The sequence below is a fragment of the Streptomyces phaeofaciens genome (assembly GCF_014648915.1).
Lineage (GTDB): Bacteria > Actinomycetota > Actinomycetes > Streptomycetales > Streptomycetaceae > Streptomyces > Streptomyces phaeofaciens.
Genome location: NZ_BMSA01000002.1, coordinates 506,943 through 525,736, shown reverse-complemented (window position 1 = coordinate 525,736; position 18,794 = coordinate 506,943). Strand labels below are relative to the sequence as shown.

Below are 18,794 nucleotides of genomic sequence, written 5' to 3'. Positions count from 1 at the left end.
CTCCGGTCCGAGCGAGGCCGTCAGGGCGCATGGCGCCAGTTCTCGGCGAGGTCGCCCCAGAGATACGCGGTGGTCTCGACGCCCTTGACGAGGAGATCCAGCTCGACCTTCTCGTTCGGGGCGTGCCAGCCGTCCGAGGGGACGGAGATGCCCAGGAAGAGCACGGGGGCGCCGAGGATCTCCTGGAGGTCGGCGGCCGGTCCCGAGCCGCCCTCACGGGTGAAGCGGACGGGCCCCTCGAAGGCGCGGCCCATGGCGCGGACCACGGACCGGAGGGCGGGGTGGTCCAGCGGCGTCAGGCACGGGCGCGTGGCCGGGCTGAACGCGATCTCGTGGCGGATCCCGGCGGGCAGCCGCTCGGCGGCCCAGGCGCGGACCGCCTTCTCCACCTGCCCCGGGTCCTGGCCGGCGACCAGCCGGAAGGACAGCTTCACGAAGGCCGTGGACGGGATGATCGTCTTGCTGCCGGGGCCCTGGTAGCCGCCGCCGATGCCGTTGACCTCGGCGGTGGGGCGGGCCCAGATGCGCTCCAGGGTGGTGTGTCCGGCCTCGCCGTGGGTCGCGTGGGACTTGGCGGTGCGCAGCCACCGGTCCTCGTCGAAGGGCAGCTCGGCGAAGAGCTCGCGCTCGCGGTCGGTGAGTTCCACGATGCCGTCGTAGAAGCCGGGGACGGCCACCCGTCCGTGCGCGTCGTGCAGGGCGGCGACCAGGCGGGCGGCCGCGGTGGCCGGGTTGGGCACGGCGCCGCCGAAGGACCCGGAGTGGATGTCCTGGTCGGGGCCGGACAGCCGGATCTCGCACTCGGCGAGCCCGCGCATGCCGGTGCACACGGTGGGGGTGTCCTCGGACCACATGCCGGTGTCGGAGACGATCACGGCGTCGGCGGCGAGCCGCTCGGCGTGCTCCTCGACGAGGGCGCGGAAGTGCGGGGAGCTGGACTCCTCCTCGCCCTCGATCAGCAGCTTGAGGTTGACGGCCGGGGCGTCGCGGCCGGTGGCGGCGAGGTGGGCGCGGACGCCGAGGGTGTGGAAGAACACCTGGCCCTTGTCGTCGGCGGCCCCGCGCGCGTAGAGGCGGTTGTCGCGGACGACGGGCTCGAAGGGGTCGCTGTCCCAGCCGTCCTCGACGGCGGCGGGCTGCACGTCGTGGTGGCCGTAGACCAGGACGGTGGGTGCCTCGGGGTCGCCGGAGGGCCACTCCGCGTAGACGGCGGGGGCGCCCGGGGTCGGCCAGACCTCGGCGGTGGGGAAGCCCGTCTCCTTCAGTTTCGCGGCGAGCCAGTCCGCGCTGCGGCGTACGTCGGGGGCGTGGTCGGGCTGCGCCGAGACCGACGGGATGCGCAGCCACTCGGCGAGGTCGTCGAGGAAGGCGGCGCGGTGCTGCTCGATGTACGTGCGGACGGCGCTGACGGCACTGTCAACGGTTTGGCTCATGGTCACGAGCCTATCGGCCCGCGCGGGCTTACTCGCCGGACGGTTGTGCACGGTTTTCTTGCGCGGCCTGCCCCCGCGGATCGCCGGAAACGGCCTCCTCGCCCGTCAACAGGCGCTCCAGCGCCCCCCGATCGGGCAGGCCGTCGGGCCGGACGACGTCGCCGGTGCGCACATAGAGGAACGCCGCTGTGACCGATTCCACGGGGACACCCCGCTGCTCGGCCCAGGCGAGCCGGTAGAGAGCGAGCTGGAGCGGGTCGGCGGTGCGCAGCCGGTTGGTCTTCCAGTCGACGATCTCGTACGTCGCCGTCTCGCCGTCGCCCTCCTTGTAGACGGCGTCGATCCGGCCCCGTACGACCCGCCCGGCGAGGGCGAGCTGGAAGGGGGCTTCGACGCGGTAGGGGGTGCGGCGGGCGTACTCGGTGCGCTCGAAGGCTTCCTTGAGGGCCGCCAGGTCGTGCTCGTCGGCGATCTCCGCGTCGGCGCCGGGCAGCTCGTCCGGTTCCAGCAGCGGAAGCGTCAGTTCCTCGAAGCGGGCCTCGACCCATGCGTGGAACCTGGTGCCCCGGCGCGCGGCCGGTTGCGGCGGGCGCGGCATGGGGCGCGCGAGTTCCTGCGCGAGACCGTCCGGGTCGGCGGCCAGACGCATCAGCTGCGACGCGGTCAGGGTCGTCGGCAGGGGTACGTCGGTGACGCTCCGGCGGGCCCGCATCAGCTCTCCGGAGAGCGCGTCGAGGTCGCGGTCCCAGGAGGCGACGGCGCGGGCCTCCTCGGGCGTGAGGCGGCCGCGCCGGGCCGCGGGGCCCGAGCGGGGGCGGCCGCCGGAGAGCTCGGGGGCCGTGGCCTGGTGGGGGACGGCGGGGCGGGCGGTGGGCCACTCGTCCCGGTCGTCCCGTGCGTCCCGGTCTGCGGGATCCGCAGGGTTCGCGGCGGGGCCGTCGGCGAACGCGGCATCCGGGTCGTCGGCGAACGGGTCGGAGTCGTCGTATCCGTAGACGTCGGCGTCGTCGTGTCCGTAGTCGTCGGAGTCGGCGTCGTAGGGCGGCTCGTCGTCGTCCGGCGGCGGGGGCCAGTCCGGGTCGTCGTAGGTGTCCGGGTCGTGGGTGGCGGCGGGGTGGGCGGCCTCCTGGGAGGCGAGGTCCTCCAGGTGGGCGAGGACGGTCTCGGCGGCGGCGCGGCGCCGGGCGAGCGCGGCGTCGTCCAGGGGGAGCGGCCAGACCTGGTCGGCCCGCGCGGCGTGCAGGGTGGGGTTCTCCTCGTCCTCCTCCGGTTCCTCCGCCCAGGCCTCGATCTCGCCGTGTCCGGCCGCGCAGTGGTCGTACAGGGCCCACAGGAAGTCGGAGGGGCCGCGGGGCTTCTTCTGGGTGGGGCCCCACCAGTGGCCGGAGCCGAGGAGGAGGGAGCGGGGGCGGGTGAAGGTGACGTAGCCGAGGCGGAGTTCCTCGGTGTGCTGGTGATCCTTCATGGCCTCGTGGAAGGCCTTCATCCCCCGGGAGTACCAGGAGGCGATGTCGGGGAGGGTGTCGGCGTCGCCGCGCAGTTCGTGCGGCAGCACCTTGGCCTGGGCGGTCCACTTCTCGCGGCCCTGGCCGCTGGGGAAGGTGCCGTTGACCAGGCCGGGGACGACGACGACGTCCCACTCCAGGCCCTTGGACCGGTGCGCGGTGAGCACCTTGACGGTGTTCTCGCCGCCGGGGAGGGCGTTGTCGAGGCCCTTCTCGTACTGGGCGGCGGTGCGCAGGAAGCCGAGGAAGGCGAGCAGGCTCGCCTCGTTCTCCCCGGCGGCGAAGGACGCGGCGATGTCGAGGAAGTTCGACAGGGTCTCGCGGCGGCGGGCGGCCAGGGCGTGCGGGGACGCCGACAGTTCGACTTCGAGGCCGGTGACGGCGAGCACGCGGTGCAGGACGTCCATCAGCGGGTCGGACAGGGAGCGGCGCAGGTCCCGCAGTTCGGTGGCGAGCCGGGCGAAGCGCACGCGCGCGTCCGGCGAGAAGGGCAGGCCGTCGTCCTGAGGACGCTCCAGCGGCGTCTCCAGGAACGTGTCGAGGGCGTCCGCGAGCGATATCACCTCGGACGGGTCGACCCCCTCGACGGCCTCGGCGAGACGGCGGTCGGGGTCGTCGCCGGCGTCCCCGCGCGCGTGGGACACGAGCAGCCGTGCCCGCCGTCCCAGGAGGGCGAGGTCGCGCGGGCCGATGCGCCAGCGCGGGCCGGTGAGCAGCCGGACGAGGGAGGCGTTGGCGCCGGGGTCCTGGAGCACCTCGCAGACGGCGACCAGGTCGGCGACCTCGGGGAGGTGCAGCAGGCCGGAGAGGCCGACCACCTCGACGGGCACGTCCCGGGCGACCAGCGCGCCCTGGATCTCCGCGAAGTCGGTGGCGGTGCGGCACAGGACGGCGATCTCGCCGGGCTCCTTGCCGGTGTTCACCAGGTGGGCGACGGAGTCCGCGATCCAGTCGATCTCCTCGGCGTGGGTGGTCAGCAGGGCGCAGCGGACCACGCCGTCGCGTTCGGCGCCCGGGGCGGGGCGGAGGGCCTCCACGCCCGCGTGCATGGCGCGCAGCGGCTCGGCGAGGCCGTTGGCGAGGTCGAGGAGGCGGCCGCCGCTGCGGCGGTTCTCGCTGAGCGCCTGGCGGGTGGCGCGGGCGCCGTCGGCGTGGGCGAAGTGCTCGGGGAAGTCGTCGAGGTTGGCGACGGAGGCGCCGCGCCAGCCGTAGATGGCCTGGCAGGGGTCGCCGACGGCCGTCACGGGGTGGCCCGTGCCGCCGCCGAACAGCCCGGCGAGGAGGATGCGCTGGGCCACCGAGGTGTCCTGGTACTCGTCGAGCAGGACCACGCGGAACTCGTCGCGCAGGATCCGCCCGACCTCCGGAACTCCGCCGAGGCGGGCCGCCAGGGCGATCTGGTCGCCGAAGTCGAGCAGGTCGCGCTCGCGTTTGGCGGCCCGGTAGCGCAGCACCAGCTCGGCGAGTTCACGGCGGGCGGCGGCCGTCTCGGGCACCTTGCGCAGGTCGGCGTTGGTGAGCTTCGCGCCGTCCAGGGTGGTCAGCAGGCCGGCGTCCCACGCGCGCAGGTCCTCGGGGCGTACGAGGTGCTCGGCGAGTTCCGCGTCGAGGGCGAGCAGGTCGCTGACCAGGTCGGCGAAGGAGCGGGTGAGCGACGGGTAGGGGCCGGGGGCCTCGCGCAGCACGCGCGCGGCGAGCTGGAAGCGGGTGGCGTCGGCGAGCAGACGGGCGGTCGGTTCCAGTCCGATGCGCAGTCCGTGGTCGGTCAGCAGGCGGCCCGCGAAGGCGTGGTACGTCGAGATCACCGGCTCGCCCGGCGGGTTGTCCGGGTCGATCACGTCGGGGTCGGTGACGCCGGCCCGGATCAGTGCCTTGCGGACGCGTTCGGCGAGTTCACCGGCGGCCTTGTTGGTGAAGGTCAGGCCGAGGACCTGTTCGGGGGCGACCTGGCCGGTGCCGACCAGCCACACCACGCGCGCGGCCATCACCGTCGTCTTGCCCGACCCGGCTCCGGCCACGATCACCTGCGGTGCGGGCGGCGCGATGATGCAGGCCGTCTGCTCCGGGGTGAAGGGGATCCCGAGGAGCTCCTTGAGCTGCTCGGGATCGGTGATACGGGCGGGCATGTCGGAGAGGCTATCGGCGCCCACTGACAGTCGATGACAAATCGCCCGCCGGGGCGGAGGAAGCGCAGGTCAGCGCGTGTGGTGCGGTCCGTCACACCGGGGCGGCCCCGGCGGCACCGCCCTCACTCCACGACGTGGCGTCCCTCCGGCCGCGCGCTGCACGAGGCGCGGAACGCGCAGTGTGTGCAGTGCTGGCCGGCGCTCGGGGTGAACCGCTCGTCGAGGACCTTGCCGGCCGCCGTGGCGAGCAGGTCGCCGACCCACTCCCCCGACGCGCCGTCCAGGGCCTCCTGCGCCTGCACCTTGGGCAGGGTCTCGCCGCCGTCCCGCTTGGCGGCGCCCTGGCGCAGCTGGACGAGTTCGGCGCCGCCCGGCTCGGGGCGCACACCGTCGAAGGCCTCGTCGACGGCGCCCTCGCGGACGGCGAGCTGGTAGACGGCGAGCTGGGGGTGGCGCTCCACCTCGCGGGCGGTCGGGGCCTGCTTGCCGGTCTTGAAGTCGACGACATAGGCGCGGCCTTCGCCGTCCGCCTCGACGCGGTCCATCTGGCCGCGGATACGCACCTCGTAGTCGCCCGCTTCGAGGGTGACGTCGAAGTCGTGCTCGCTCGCCACGGGTGTACGGCCGGTGCGGGCGCCGGTGGAATCGACGTGCCAGGTCAGGAAGCGTTCGAGTGCCACACGGGCGTGCTCCTTCTCCTGCGCCGACTTCCAGGGCGCGTCGAAGGCGAGCGCGTTCCACACGGAGTCGAGGCGCTCCATGAGGACGGCGAGGTCGGCAGGGGTGTGCCCGGAGGCGACCTCGTCGGCGAGGACGTGCACGACGTTGCCGAAGCCCTGCGCGGCGGTGGCGGGGGCGTCGGCCTTCACCTCGCGGCCCAGGAACCATTGCAGGGCGCAGGTGTTGGCGAGCTGGTCGAGGGCGCTGCCGGAGAGCACGACGGGCTGGTCGCGGTCGCGCAGCGGCACCTTGCTCTCGGTCGGTTCGAACATGCCCCACCAGCGGTAGGGGTGCGCGGACGGCACCAGGGGCCGGCCGTCCTCGTCGGTGAGCGCGGCCAGCCGGGCGAGACGCTGGGCGGCGGCCTCCCGCAGGGCGGCGGAGACGCGCGGGTCGACGGTCGTGGCGCGCAGTTCGGCGACGAGCGCGGCGACGGAGAGCGGGCGGCGCGGTCGGCCCGTGACGTCCCTGGGCTCGACGCCGAGTTCGGTCAGGAAGCGGGAGGGCTGGTCGCCGTCGTCGGCGGGGGCCTTCACCGCGGTCACGACGAGACGGTCACGCGCGCGTGTGGCGGCGACGTAGAAGAGGCGGCGCTCCTCGGCGAGCAGGGCGCCCGGGGTGAGCGGTTCGGCGAGTCCGTCGCGGCCGATGCGGTCGGCCTCCAGGAGCGAACCGCGGCGGCGCAGGTCGGGCCAGAGCCCCTCCTGGACTCCGGCGACGACGACCAGGCTCCACTCCAGGCCCTTGGCGCGGTGCGCGGTCATCAGCCGTACGGCGTCGGGGCGCACGGCGCGGCGGGTGAGGGTGTCGGCGGCGATGTCCTCGGCCTCGATCTCGGCCAGGAAGTTCAGGGCGCCGCGGCCGCCGGTGCGCTCCTCCGCGCGCGCGGCGGTGGCGAACAGGGCGCATACGGCGTCCAGGTCGCGGTCGGCGTTGCGGCCGGCCGCGCCGCCGCGCCGGGCGGCCCGCTCCAGGCGGGTGGGCCACGGCGTGCCCTCCCACAGGTCCCAGAGCGCCTCCTCCGCCGTACCGCCGCGCGCGAGGCGCTTGCGGGCCGTGGCGAGCAGGGCGCCGAGCCGTTGCGCTCCGCGCGCGTAGGCCGGGTCGTGCGTGACGAGCCGCTCGGGCTCGGACAGGGCGCGCGCGAGCAGCTCGTCGGAGGGGGGCGGCAGCGGGTTGCCTGCGGCGCGCTCCTCCTCGCGCAGGGCGCGGCCCAGGCGGCGCAGGTCGGCGGCGTCCATGCCGGCGAGGGGGGAGGCCAGGAGGGTGAGGGCGGTCTCGGTGTCGAGCCAGCAGACGCCCGCGTTCTCCCGGTTCTCGTCCACCGCGGACGGTGCCGGAGTGTCGGCTCCGGGTGCGTCCGCCACGGTCGGTGCCGGAGTGTCGGCTCCGGGTGCGTCCGCCACGGTCGGTGCCGGAGCGTCCGCTCCGGGTGCCGAGGCCTCCGCCGAGGATGCGGAAGCCTCCGCTCCTGGTGCTGCGGCCGTCGCCGCGGGCGCCGAAGCCTCCGCCGGTACGTCCGAACCGCCCGCCGGTGGCGTCGCGGCCTCCGCCGTCGCCACCGCGCGCAGGGCCGTCAGCAGAGGCGCCACGGCGGGTTCGTGGCGCAGGGGCAGGTCGTCGCCGTCGATGTCGAGGGGGACGCCGGCGGCCGTGAGGGCACGGCGGACCGTCGGGATGGTGCGGGAGCCGGCGCGGACCAGGACGGCCATCTCGCCCCAGGGGACGCCGTCCTCCAGATGTGCGCGGCGCAGGATGTCGGCGATGTTGTCCAGTTCGGTGCCGGCTGTCGGGTACGTGTAGACCTCGACGCCGCCGCCCGCGCGCGCGGGCGCCAGGTCCCGGTGGGCGCGCACCTTCTCCGCCGGGAGGCGGGTCAGCGGCATGCGCTGGGTCAGCAGCCGGGTCGCGGCCAGCAGCGTGGCGCGGGAACGGCGGGAGGTGCGCAGGACCTCGACGGGGGCGGGCCGGCCGTCGGGGCGGGGGAAGGCTCCGGGGAAGTCCAGGATGCCGTTCACGTCGGCGCCCCGGAAGGTGTAGATCGACTGGTCGGGGTCGCCGAGGGCGACGAGGGTGCGGCCGCCGCCGGCGAGAGCGTGCAGCAGCCGTACCTGTGCGGGGTCGGTGTCCTGGTACTCGTCGACGTAGACGGCGTCGTACTGCGCGGCGAGCCGCTCGGCGACCTCCGTGCGGTGGGCGAGCAGTACCGCGCGGTGGACGAGTTCGGCGTAGTCGATCACGCCGTGCAGGTCGAGGACGTCGAGGTACTCGGCGAGGAAGGCGGCCGCGGCCCGCCAGTCGGGGCGGCCGATGCGGCCGGCGAACGCGTCCAGCGCCTCGGGGCCGAGGCCCAGTTCGCGGCTGCGGGCGAGCACCGCGCGGACCTCGTCGGCGAAGCCACGCGTGGTGAGGCAGGCGCGCAGTTCGTCGGGCCAGCGCACGTGCGCGAGGCCCAGCCGTTGCAGGTCGAGCTGTCCGGCGAGCAGCTCGCGGACGGCCACGTCCTGCTCGGGGCCGGACAGCAGCCGCAGCGGCTCGACGAACAGGTCGGCGTCCTGGTGGGCGCGGACCAGGGCGTAGCAGTACGAGTGGAAGGTGGTCGCCTGGGGCGCGCGGGCGGCGCCCATGCGCAGTGCCATCCGGTCGCGCAGCTCGACGGCGGCCTTGCGGCTGAAGGTGAGGACCAGCACGCGCGCGGGGTCGGCGCCGCGGGCGATCCGGGCCGCGACGGACTCGACGAGGGTGGTGGTCTTCCCGGTGCCCGGACCGGCGAGGACGAGCAGTGGACCGGCGGTGTGGTCAACCACGGAGCGCTGTGCGGCGTCCAGAGGAGGGGGATCCGCCTGGGCCGGCCGGGTACGGACCAGTCGGTAAGCGCCACGGTTCCCCTGTCGCCCCTGGGGGTGCGACAGGTGCCTGGTGGAGAAAGAGGAGCTCACGTGGTTCGCCGGTCCTGGTGGGTGTGCTGTTGGTCACCGTCGGTGCGGAGCACCGCCGGAACGGGGTGGTGCCCGGGTGATGTGCGGGAGGACCAGGGCCCGGGGCGGGCGGTGGTCGAGGGATGAGCGGGACGCGTGCAGCCGACGCTACGCCGGAGGGCCGTACGGAAGCAGGGCTTCCGATTCTTCCCTCCCGGCCCGCACGCCACGCGCGCCCCATGCCCCTCGAACGTACGCCATGCCACGGACGTGCCCGGTTCCTCCCGGTTCCCCCGTACGGACCACGGACTCCCCTCGGCCCCGTCCGATGGCGGAAGCTGTCAGGTGTGACCCTCCGCGCGTTCGCCGCCGTCCCATCGCGCCCGTTTCATGTCGAGGCGCGGCAGGTGGCCGTCGGCGGCCCGGCTCGCCTCCTTCAGGGGCGTGCCCTCGGCGCGGTACCGGTCCAGCGCCCGCAGCTCGTGCCCGGGGAGCAGCACGCCGTCCGCGCGCACCACCCGCCACCAGGGCACGGCTCCCCCGTAGAGGGCCATCACCCGGCCGACCTGCCGGGGTCCGCCCTCGTCGAGCCACTCGGCGACATCGCCGTAGGTCATGACCCGGCCGGGCGGGATCAGCTCCGCGACGTCGAGGACCCGCTCGGCGTACGCGGGCAGGGCGTCCGTGTACTCCGGGCGGGCGTCGTCCGGAAGGCTCTGCTCGCTCATCCGCCCCATCCTGCCGCATCGCACCGACAATGCGACGGGCCCGCGACCCTGCGTGACCCTCGCCCCCGGGCGGTGCTTCGGGCAGACTGTGCGCCCCCGCGTTTGCACCCTGATGCCCCCGTGTGTCGGTGCGGCATGCCACCATCGTGCGGGCGGTGACCGGTGATACGAGATCAAGAAGAGACGATGAAGCAGCAGGGTGTGCACCCCGAGGACGCCGAGGGCACCTCTGATGCCGCGTCGCGCCCGGAGGCCGCCGAGGACCCTCGGGAGGAGGTGCACATCGACGAGGTCGAGGGCGACGAACCGCTGCTCCCCGCGCGCGTGCACCGCCCTTCCGACCTGATGCGGCTGCTGGTCGGCGTCCTCGCGGTCATCGTGCTCCTGGGCATCGCCGCCTTCGCCCACGGGACCACCTCGGGCCTCGAACAGGACATCAACAAGGGCACCGGACAGGCGCCCGATCTGCTCATCAAGATCGCCGGCCTGGCGTCCAGCATCGCGATCCTGCTGGTGCCGGTCGCGTTCGCGATCGAACGGCTGATCAAGCGGGACGGACTGCGTATCGCCGACGGTGTGCTCGCCGCCGTCCTCGCACATGGTGTGACCCTCGCCACCGACCTCTGGGTCGCCAAGGCCGCCCCGGACTCGATCCAGGAGGCGCTCACCCAGCCCTCCCCCGGTGACATCCACGCCCTCACCGACCCGGTGCACGGCTATCTCGCGCCCGTCATCGCGTACATGACTGCCGTCGGCATGTCACGCCGTCCGCGCTGGCGGGCGGTGCTGTGGATCGTGCTGCTCCTCGACGCGTTCTCCATGCTCGTCACCGGCTACACGACACCGTTCTCGATCATCCTGACCGTACTGATCGGCTGGACCGTGGCGTACGGCACCCTGTACGCGGTCGGCTCGCCGAACGTCCGGCCCACCGGACGCACCCTGATGGCGGGCCTGCGGCACGTCGGCTTCCACCCGGTGAGCGCGGCCCGCGAGGAGGCGCCGGACACCTCCGAGACCGGCGACCGGGGCCGGCGCTACTTCGTCACCCTGGAGGACGGACCACCGCTGGACGTCACGGTCGTCGACCGCGAACAGCAGGCCCAGGGCTTCTTCTACCGCGCGTGGCGCAATCTGACGCTCCGGGGCTTCGCCACCCGCAGCAGCCTCCAGTCGCTGCGCCAGGCCCTCGAACAGGAGGCGCTGCTCGCCTACGCGGCGATCGCCGCGGGCGCCAACGCGCCGAAGCTGATCGCGACCTCGGAACTCGGCCCGGACGCCGTGATGCTCGTCTACGAGCACACCGGCGGGCGCACGCTGGACTCGCTGGCGGACGACGAGATCACCGACGAGCTGCTGCGGGACACCTGGCACCAGGTGCGCGCCCTCCAGTCACGGCGCATCGCGCACCGCCGGCTGGTGGGCGACGCGATTCTGGTGGATCGTTCCGGCACGGTCATCCTGACCGATCTGCGCGTCGGCGAGATCGCGGCGAACAACCTGCTGCTGCGGATGGACATCTCCCAGCTGCTGGTGACGCTCGGCCTGCGGGTCGGCGCCCAGCGCGCGGTCGCCTCGGCGGTGAGCCTGCTCGGCCCCGACACCGTGGCCGACTGTCTGCCGATGCTCCAGCCCATCGCGCTCAGCCGCTCCACGCGCGCGACGCTGCGCAGACTCGCCCGGGAGCGCGCGCAGCGCGAGCGCGACGCGGTCCTGGAGGCGTCCCGGCAGGCCAAGCAGGCCCGCCTGGAGGCCGGGCACGAGGAGTCGGCCGCCCCGGAGAAACCCGACAAGAAGGCCGTACGCGCGGAGCAGCGCGCCGAGAAGCGGGCCATCGACGACGCGCTGGAGGAGGCCCGCGAGGAGGACCTGCTCACACAGATCCGGCACGAGGTGCTGCTGATCCGCCCGCAGGCCCCCGTCGAACCGGCCCGGCTGGAGCGGGTGCGGCCGCGCACCCTGATCAGCTTCATCGCCGGTGCCATCGGCGCCTACTTCCTGCTGACCCAGCTCACCCACATCGAGTTCGGGCCGCTCGTCGCCAACGCCGAGTGGGGCTGGGTGGCCGCGGCGGTGCTGTTCTCGGCGCTGAGCTATGTCGCCGCGGCGATGAGCCTGCTGGGGTTCGTGCCGGAACGGGTGCCCTTCCCGCGGACGGTGGCCGCGCAGGTCGCCGGGTCGTTCGTGAAGATCGTCGCCCCGGCCGCGGTCGGCGGCGTCGCCCTCAACACACGGTTCCTCCAGCGCGCGGGGGTCCGGCCGGGGCTCGCGGTGGCCAGCGTGGGCGCCTCGCAGCTGTTCGGGCTCGGCTGCCACATCCTGATGCTGCTGTCCTTCGGCTATCTGACCGGCACCGAGAAGACCCCGTCGCTGTCGCCGTCCCGCACGGTCATCGCCGGTCTGCTGACGGTGGCGGTACTCGTGCTCGTGGTGACATCGGTGCCCTTCCTGCGGAAATTCGTCTCCACGCGCGTGAGGTCGCTGTTCGCCGGGGTCGTGCCGCGCATGCTGGACGTGCTCCAGCGGCCGCAGAAGCTGGTCACCGGCATCGGCGGCATGCTGCTGCTGACGGCCTGCTTCGTGATGTGCCTGGACGCGTCGATCCGCGCGTTCGGCGACCAGACGACGTCGATCAGCATCGCCAGCGTCGCGGTCGTCTTCCTCGCCGGCAACGCGCTCGGCTCCGCCGCTCCCACGCCGGGCGGCGTCGGCGCCGTCGAGGCGACCCTGACGGTCGGTCTGATCGCGGTCGGGCTGCCCAAGGAGGTCGCCGCCCCCGCGGTGCTGCTCTTCCGGCTGCTGACGCTGTGGATCCCGGTGCTGCCGGGCTGGCTGGCCTTCAACCACCTGACCCGCAAGGGCGCCCTCTAGGTCCCCGCGCAAGGCCGTGCCGGCCTGTTCCTGAGCCTGGGCGGGGGCCTGGGCTGGGGCCTGGGCGAGGGCCTGGGCAGCCGTCCCTCGTACGGCCCGCGCCCCGCGCGCGCGGGTGGGCCCGACCGCAGGATGGGATCATGCCGAACGCCTCCCGCCTGCGCGCCGCCGTCGTGACCGCCGTTCTGCTGTCCTCCCTGGTGGCCGGGTGCGGCGACGACGCCGGGGACGGGGATCTGACGGCGCAGCGGCTGGACTGGGAGGACTGCCCGGCGCCGTCCCGGGCGGAAGGCGGCGGGAGCGCCCCCTCTCCCCTGCCGAACGGCGACGAGTGGGAGTGCGCCACGATGAAGGCGCCCCTGGACTGGGCCGAACCGGAGGGCGATACCATCGGCATCGCGCTGATCCGGGCCCGGGCGAGCGGCCCCGCGAGCGGGCGGATCGGCTCCCTGGTGTTCAACTTCGGCGGACCCGGCGGCTCGGGCATCAGCACGCTGCCCGCGTTCAGCGAGGACTACGCGAAACTGCGCACCCGGTACGACCTGGTGAGCTTCGACCCGCGCGGGGTGGGCCGCAGCGCCGGTGTGCGCTGCGAGAACGACCGGCAGCTCGACGCGTACTTCCAGCAGGACACGACGCCCGACGACAGCGGCGAGCGCACCACGCTGCTGGACAACACCAAGGAGTTCAACGCGGCCTGCGAGCAGCACTCCGGGAAGACGCTGCCGCATGTGCGCACCACCGACGCGGCCCGCGACCTGGACCTCATGCGCCAGGTCCTCGGCGACCGCCGTCTGTTCTACTTCGGCATCTCCTACGGCACCGAACTGGGCGGCGTCTACGCCCATCTGTTCCCGACACACGTGGGCCGGGCCGTCTTCGACGCGGTCGTCGACCCGACGCAGACCTCCGAGCAGGGTGCGCTCGGCCAGGCCAAGGGCTTCCAGCTGGCGCTCGACAACTACGCCGAGGACTGCACGTCCCGGACCGAGGACTGCCCCGTCGGGGACACCGCGCAGGACGTGAAGGACCGGATCGCCACGCTGCTGAAGGATCTCGACGCCAAGCCGATCCCGGGCGCCTTTCCGCGCGAGCTGACCCAGAGCGCCGCCACCAACGGCATCGCGCAGGCCCTGTACTCCAAGGACTTCTGGGAGTACCTCACCGAGGGGCTGGAGCAGGCCTATGACGGGGACGGCAGGATCCTCATGCTGCTGTCCGACTCGATGAACGGCCGCGGCGCGAACGGCGAGTACAGCAACATCGCGGCCGCCAACGTCTCCATCAACTGCGCCGACGACAAGCCGCGCTACTCCGCCGGCCATGTGGAGGAGGCACTTCCGGAGTTCCGCGCCGCCTCCCCGCTGTTCGGGGACTTCCTGGCCTGGTCGATGGTCACCTGCACCGACTGGCCGGTGCCGGGCGCCGGCGACCATCCCGCCGTCGGCGCCCCCGGCTCGGCGCCGATCCTGGTCGTGGGCAACACCGGTGACCCGGCGACCCCGTACGAGGGGGCGGGGAAGATGGCCGCGGCGCTCGGCGAGGACGTCGGCGTCGAGCTGACGTACCGGGGACAGGGGCACGGCGCCTACGACAGCAAGAACCCGTGCGTACAGACGGCGGTGAACGGCTACCTCCTCGACGGCAAGGTGCCGGCGGCCGGTACGGTCTGCTCCTGACACCCACCCCTCGGATCGGGGAAAACCGCAGGTCAAAAGGTTATCCACAGGCTCGTCCTGGCGGGCCGGGATCCGCCTACCATTGCAGGACAGCCGTCCCGCCATCTGGCGCGGACGGTCCGCGAGGGGGGAAGTGCACATGGCGCGATTCCTACGGTGGACGGCGCTCGGCGCCGCCGCCGCACTGCTGGCGACGGGCTGTAGCAGCGGCGCGTCGGACGACGGGGACGACGGCAAGGGGGGTACGGCGGACGCGCGTGCGTCGGCGGGCTCCTCGGCCACGACGGCGGCGCTGCCGGCCTCGCTCACCGGGCAGAAGCTCGACTGGGGGCGGTGCAAGGCCACCGCGGACTCCGCGCCGGGCAGTGAGTGGAGTTGCGCGTCGCTGAAGGTGCCGCTGGACTGGTCGAAGCCGGAGGGCACGACCATCGATCTCGCGCTGATCCGCGCCAAGTCCCGCGGCAGCGGCGGCAAGCGCATCGGCTCGCTGCTGTTCAACTTCGGCGGCCCCGGCGGCTCGGGCGTCTCGACGCTCCCGGCCTTCGGCTCCACGTTCTCCTCGCTCCGCGACAGCTACGACCTGGTGAGCTGGGACCCGCGCGGCGTCGACCGGAGCGAGGGCGTCCGTTGCCGCAGCAACAAGGACATCCAGGCCGCCGAGTCCATCGACTCCACGCCCGACACCCCGGCCGAGGAACAGGCGTACTTCCAGGACTCCAAGGACTTCGGCAAGGGCTGCGAGCAGGCCGCCCGCTCCCTGCTGGGGCATGTCTCGACCACGGACACCGCCCGCGACATGGACCTGATGCGCCAGGTCCTGGGTGACCGGCAGATGCACTACTTCGGCATCTCCTACGGCACGGAGCTGGGCGGTGTGTACGCCCACCTGTTCCCGAAGAACGTGGGACGGCTGATCCTCGACGCGGTCGTCGACCCGAGCGCCGACGCGGTGGGCCACGCCGAGAACCAGGCCCGGGGCTTCCAGCGCGCGCTCGAGGACTACCTCAAGTCCACGGGCCAGGACCCGAAGCAGGGCAGCGCGAAGATCGCGGACCTCCTGGACCGGATCGACGGCGACCCGCTGCCGACCTCGGACGGCCGCGAGCTGACCCAGACGCTCGCCGTCACCGGGATCGTCCTGCCGCTCTACAGCAAGGAGGGCTGGCCCAGCCTGACCAGCGCCCTGGAGGCGGCACAGGCGGGCGACGGATCCGAGCTGCTGGCGCTCGCCGACGGCTACAACGAGCGGGACCCCTCGGGGAACTACGGCACGACGACCCACTCGCAGCGCGTCATATCGTGCCTGGACGACAAGCAGCGGCCGACCGCCGAGGAGACGAAGAAGCTGCTGCCGGAGTTCGAGAAGATCTCGCCCGTGTTCGGCGACTTCCTCGGCTGGGACACGGCCGGCTGGTGTCACGACTGGCCGGTGGCCGGGCAGTTCGACACCCCGGAGGTGAGCGCGGCGGGTGCGGCGCCGATCCTGCTCGTCGGCAACACCGGCGACCCGGCGACGCCGTACGAGGGCGCGCGGAAGATGGCCGACGAGCTGGGCAAGGATGTCGGTGTGCTGCTCACCTGGAAGGGCGAGGGGCACGGCGCGTACGGGAGCGGCAGCGACTGCGTCGACTCGGCGGTGAACGCCTACCTGCTGAAGGGCACGGTCCCCAAGGACGGCACGGTCTGCTCATGACGACGGCGGGGGCTTCGGGCACCCGTGGTGCCCGAAGCCCCCGCCGCTCGGACGGTCGAACCGGATCAGTAGATCGGCTTGCTCGGCTCGATCTGGTTGACCCAGCCGATCACACCGCCACCGACGTGCACGGCGTCCGCGAAGCCCGCGGACTTCAGGACCGCGAGGACCTCCGCACTGCGGACACCCGTCTTGCAGTGCAGGACGATCTTCTTGTCCTGCGGCAGGCCCTCCAGGGCGGTGCCGAGGAGGAACTCGTTCTTCGGGATCAGCTTGGCACCCGGGATCGAGACGATCTCGTACTCGTTCTGCTCGCGGACATCGATGATCTCGATGCTCTCGCCGTCGTCGATCCACTCCTTGAGCTGCTTGGGAGTGATCGTCGAACCGGCCGCCGCCGCCTGGGCCTCCTCGGAGACGACGCCGCAGAAGGCCTCGTAGTCGATGAGTTCGGTGACGGTCGGGTTCTCGCCGCAGACCGCGCAGTCCGGGTCCTTGCGGACCTTGACCTGGCGGTATTGCATCTCCAGGGCGTCGTAGATCATCAGGCGGCCGACCAGCGGCTCGCCGATGCCCGCGAGGAGCTTGATCGCCTCGTTGACCTGGATGGAGCCGATCGACGCGCACAGCACACCGAGGACACCGCCCTCGGCGCAGGAGGGGACCATGCCCGGCGGCGGGGGCTCCGGGTACAGGCAGCGGTAGCAGGGACCGTGCTCGGACCAGAAGACGGACGCCTGGCCGTCGAAGCGGTAGATCGAGCCCCACACGTACGGCTTGTTCAGCAGCACGCACGCGTCGTTGACCAGGTACCGGGTCGCGAAGTTGTCCGTGCCGTCGACGATCAGGTCGTACTGGCTGAAGATGTCCATCACGTTCTCGGCCTCGAGCCGCTCTTCGTGAAGGATCACGTTCACGTACGGGTTGATGCCCTTGACGGAGTCCCGCGCGGACTCTGCCTTGGAGCGGCCGATGTCCGCCTGGCTGTGGATGATCTGGCGCTGGAGGTTCGACTCGTCGACCTCGTCGAACTCCACGATGCCCAGCGTGCCCACGCCCGCCGCGGCCAGGTACATCAGCGCCGGCGAGCCCAGGCCGCCGGCGCCCACACAGAGCACCTTGGCGTTCTTCAGCCGCTTCTGCCCGTCCATCCCCACGTCGGGGATGATCAGGTGGCGGGAGTACCGGCGAACCTCGTCTACGGTGAGTTCGGAGGCTGGCTCGACCAGGGGTGGCAGCGACACGGGGACTCCGTTGGTCGGTCGATCACTACAGTTGTTCTCCCTGTAACACTGCCATGGCCTTCTTCATTCCGAGACACCCGTTCCGATCCGCGAGACGATTTCGTCCCAGTAGCCGGGCATGGTCTCCCAGGGGTCGCACCGGCCCCCGCGGTCGTGACGGTCGGTGAACCAGATCGTCGACGCCCCCTGCCAGCGGGCGATGCGCAGCGCCTCGTCGAGATGGCCGCGGGGCATCCCGTGCACGAAGTGGCAGAACCGCTCGGGCGGATGGTCCGCCGTCCACTCGGCGACCTGCGACCAGCGGTAGTCGTTCCACGAGCCGGAGAAGGTGACCAGCTGATCGGCGAGGGCGGCGTAGCCGGGGTGGGGGTGCGTGCCGTGGTCGAGGACGACGTGGGGCGTGTCACGGAGCGTACGGAGTGTGGCGACGGTGCGCCGGATGTCGGGGAGTGTGCCGCCGTCGGACGGACAGCGGTCCAGGAGGAAGCCGTCGACCTGGTACCAGTCGAGGTAGCGCTGCGCGTCGGCGATCCGTTCCGCGAAGGCCCGGATCCCGTAGGCGGTGTCGACCCGGCCGAGGACGCGGATGCCCGCGTTGCGCAGCCGGCCGGCCGCCTGGAGGCAGTGCGGGTCGGGGCGGACACCGGGGCCGCCGGCGACATCGAGGACCACCCAGTGCAGTGGCGGGCCGGGGCGGGCGAGTTCGCCCCACTCGGCCGGAGCGAGCAGGGGGTGGGCGATGCCGGGGACACCGAAGCCGGTGCGGACATCGGTGGCCCCGGTGCCGGTGGTGCCCGCCGGAGTGCCGGTCAGATACGACATGCCGCCTCCATCCAGATGTCGGCGAGGGACTCCTCCAGGTTGATCCGGGGCCGCCAGCCGAGCCGGTCGCGGGCGGTGCGCACATCGGCCTGCTGCCAGCTGCCGCAGCCGTCCGGGTACGGGTACGCGAGCGGGCCGGCGTGGTCGGAGTCGGGGCGGGGGTGGCCGATGGTGGGCCGGAGGTGGCCGCCGGGCGGTCCGTCGAGTTCGTGGAGGGCACCGCCGTATCCGGCGACGCGCGCGAGGATCGCGGCGGCGTCACGCAGCCGCACGGCGCGGCCCGAGCCGATGTTGATGACGCCCTGGGCGGCGGAGAGCGAGGCGGCGTGCACCGCGCGGGCGACGTCCCGGACGTCGACGAAGTCGCGCTGGGCGCCGAGGCCGCCGAGCTTGAGCTCGCCGTCGCCGGACTGCATGGCGCGGCGCATGGCCTCGGCGAGCCGGCCCAGCGGGGATCCGGCGGGGGTGCCCGGGCCGGCCGGCGAGAAGACCCGCAGCACGACGGCGTCCAGACCCGAGCCGAGGACGAGTTCGGTGGCGGCGAGCTTGCTGACGCCGTACGGGCCGCCGGGGCGCGGTACGGCGTCCTCGGCCGTGGAGGAGCCGGGCTGGCTCGGGCCGTACTCTGCGCCGCAGCCGATCTGCACCAGCCGGGCGCCGCAGCCGCTGCGGCGCAGCGCCTCGCAGACGGTGGCGACGGCGACGGTGTTGTGCCGGGTGAGTTCGCGGGCTCCGCCGCGGGTGGTGCCCGCGCAGTTGACGACGACCTGCGGGTGGACGGCGTCGAGGAACCGGGTGAGTGCGCCGGGGCTGCCGGTCGCCAGGTCGAAGCGGACGTCGGCGTCGTCGCCGCGGCCGAGCGCGGTGAGCTGGACGGCAGGGTCGGCGAGCAGGCGGTCGGCGACGAAGCGGCCGAGGTAACCGTTGGCTCCGATCAGCAGGACCCTCATCGTGCGGCCTTCCGGGTGTGCGTCGTGGCTGGTGCGGGTGGCGCGGCTGCTCCTGTGACCGCGGGGGCTCCTGCGACCGCGGGGGCCCCGGTGGCTCCGGTCGCT

10 protein-coding genes are annotated in these 18,794 nt (G+C 73.2%); 3 read left to right on the top strand and 7 right to left on the bottom strand.

The window, feature by feature from the left end; translation table 11 throughout:
• Positions 1 to 20 precede the first annotated feature (20 nt).
• The 4 genes from IE275_RS05845 to IE275_RS05830 all read right to left on the bottom strand — a co-directional run bounded on the left by IE275_RS05845 (position 21) and on the right by IE275_RS05830 (position 9,430).
• The gene (locus IE275_RS05845) at positions 21 to 1,433 is read right to left on the bottom strand and encodes a dipeptidase (RefSeq protein WP_189708236.1); all 1,413 of its coding nucleotides are present in this window, start codon (positions 1,431 to 1,433) and stop codon (positions 21 to 23) included.
• 28 nt (positions 1,434 to 1,461) lie between these two features.
• Positions 1,462 to 5,064, bottom strand: coding sequence for an ATP-dependent helicase (locus tag IE275_RS05840; protein WP_189708234.1), 3,603 nt, complete (start codon positions 5,062 to 5,064; stop codon positions 1,462 to 1,464).
• 122 nt (positions 5,065 to 5,186) lie between these two features.
• Positions 5,187 to 8,723, bottom strand: coding sequence for an ATP-dependent helicase (locus IE275_RS05835; protein WP_189708232.1), 3,537 nt, complete (start codon positions 8,721 to 8,723; stop codon positions 5,187 to 5,189).
• A gap of 320 nt (positions 8,724 to 9,043) precedes the next feature.
• Positions 9,044 to 9,430 (bottom strand): MGMT family protein, encoded by a 387-nt coding sequence (locus IE275_RS05830; RefSeq protein WP_189708230.1) that lies wholly within the window; start codon positions 9,428 to 9,430, stop codon positions 9,044 to 9,046.
• A 186-nt stretch (positions 9,431 to 9,616) separates the two neighbouring features.
• On the opposite strand from IE275_RS05830, the gene IE275_RS05825 reads away from it, so the two are divergent.
• The 3 genes from IE275_RS05825 to IE275_RS05815 all read left to right on the top strand — a co-directional run bounded on the left by IE275_RS05825 (position 9,617) and on the right by IE275_RS05815 (position 15,673).
• Positions 9,617 to 12,301 carry a lysylphosphatidylglycerol synthase domain-containing protein gene (locus tag IE275_RS05825; protein ID WP_189708228.1) on the top strand — a complete coding sequence of 895 codons (2,685 nt, stop codon included), beginning with the start codon at positions 9,617 to 9,619 and terminating at the stop codon, positions 12,299 to 12,301.
• 140 nt (positions 12,302 to 12,441) lie between these two features.
• Positions 12,442 to 13,980, top strand: coding sequence for an alpha/beta hydrolase (locus IE275_RS05820; RefSeq protein WP_189708226.1), 1,539 nt, complete (start codon positions 12,442 to 12,444; stop codon positions 13,978 to 13,980).
• Positions 13,981 to 14,119: 139 nt separating this feature from the next.
• Positions 14,120 to 15,673 (top strand): alpha/beta hydrolase, encoded by a 1,554-nt coding sequence (locus tag IE275_RS05815; RefSeq protein WP_189708224.1) that lies wholly within the window; start codon positions 14,120 to 14,122, stop codon positions 15,671 to 15,673.
• 65 nt (positions 15,674 to 15,738) lie between these two features.
• Here the strand turns inward: IE275_RS05815 and moeZ are convergent, their stop codons facing one another.
• From moeZ to IE275_RS05800, 3 genes are all read right to left on the bottom strand, one after another.
• Entirely contained in the window at positions 15,739 to 16,917 is a 1,179-nt protein-coding gene (moeZ, locus tag IE275_RS05810; protein WP_189708222.1) for an adenylyltransferase/sulfurtransferase MoeZ, read from the bottom strand.
• Positions 16,918 to 16,980: 63 nt separating this feature from the next.
• Positions 16,981 to 17,739 carry a spherulation-specific family 4 protein gene (locus IE275_RS05805; protein WP_189708220.1) on the bottom strand — a complete coding sequence of 253 codons (759 nt, stop codon included), beginning with the start codon at positions 17,737 to 17,739 and terminating at the stop codon, positions 16,981 to 16,983.
• Positions 17,727 to 18,689: an NAD-dependent epimerase/dehydratase family protein gene (locus tag IE275_RS05800; RefSeq protein ID WP_189708218.1), complete on the bottom strand. Its 963-nt coding sequence runs from the start codon at positions 18,687 to 18,689 to the stop codon at positions 17,727 to 17,729. Before IE275_RS05800 ends, IE275_RS05805 begins: the two co-directional genes overlap by 13 nt.
• Between the last annotated feature and the right edge of the window lie 105 nt (positions 18,690 to 18,794).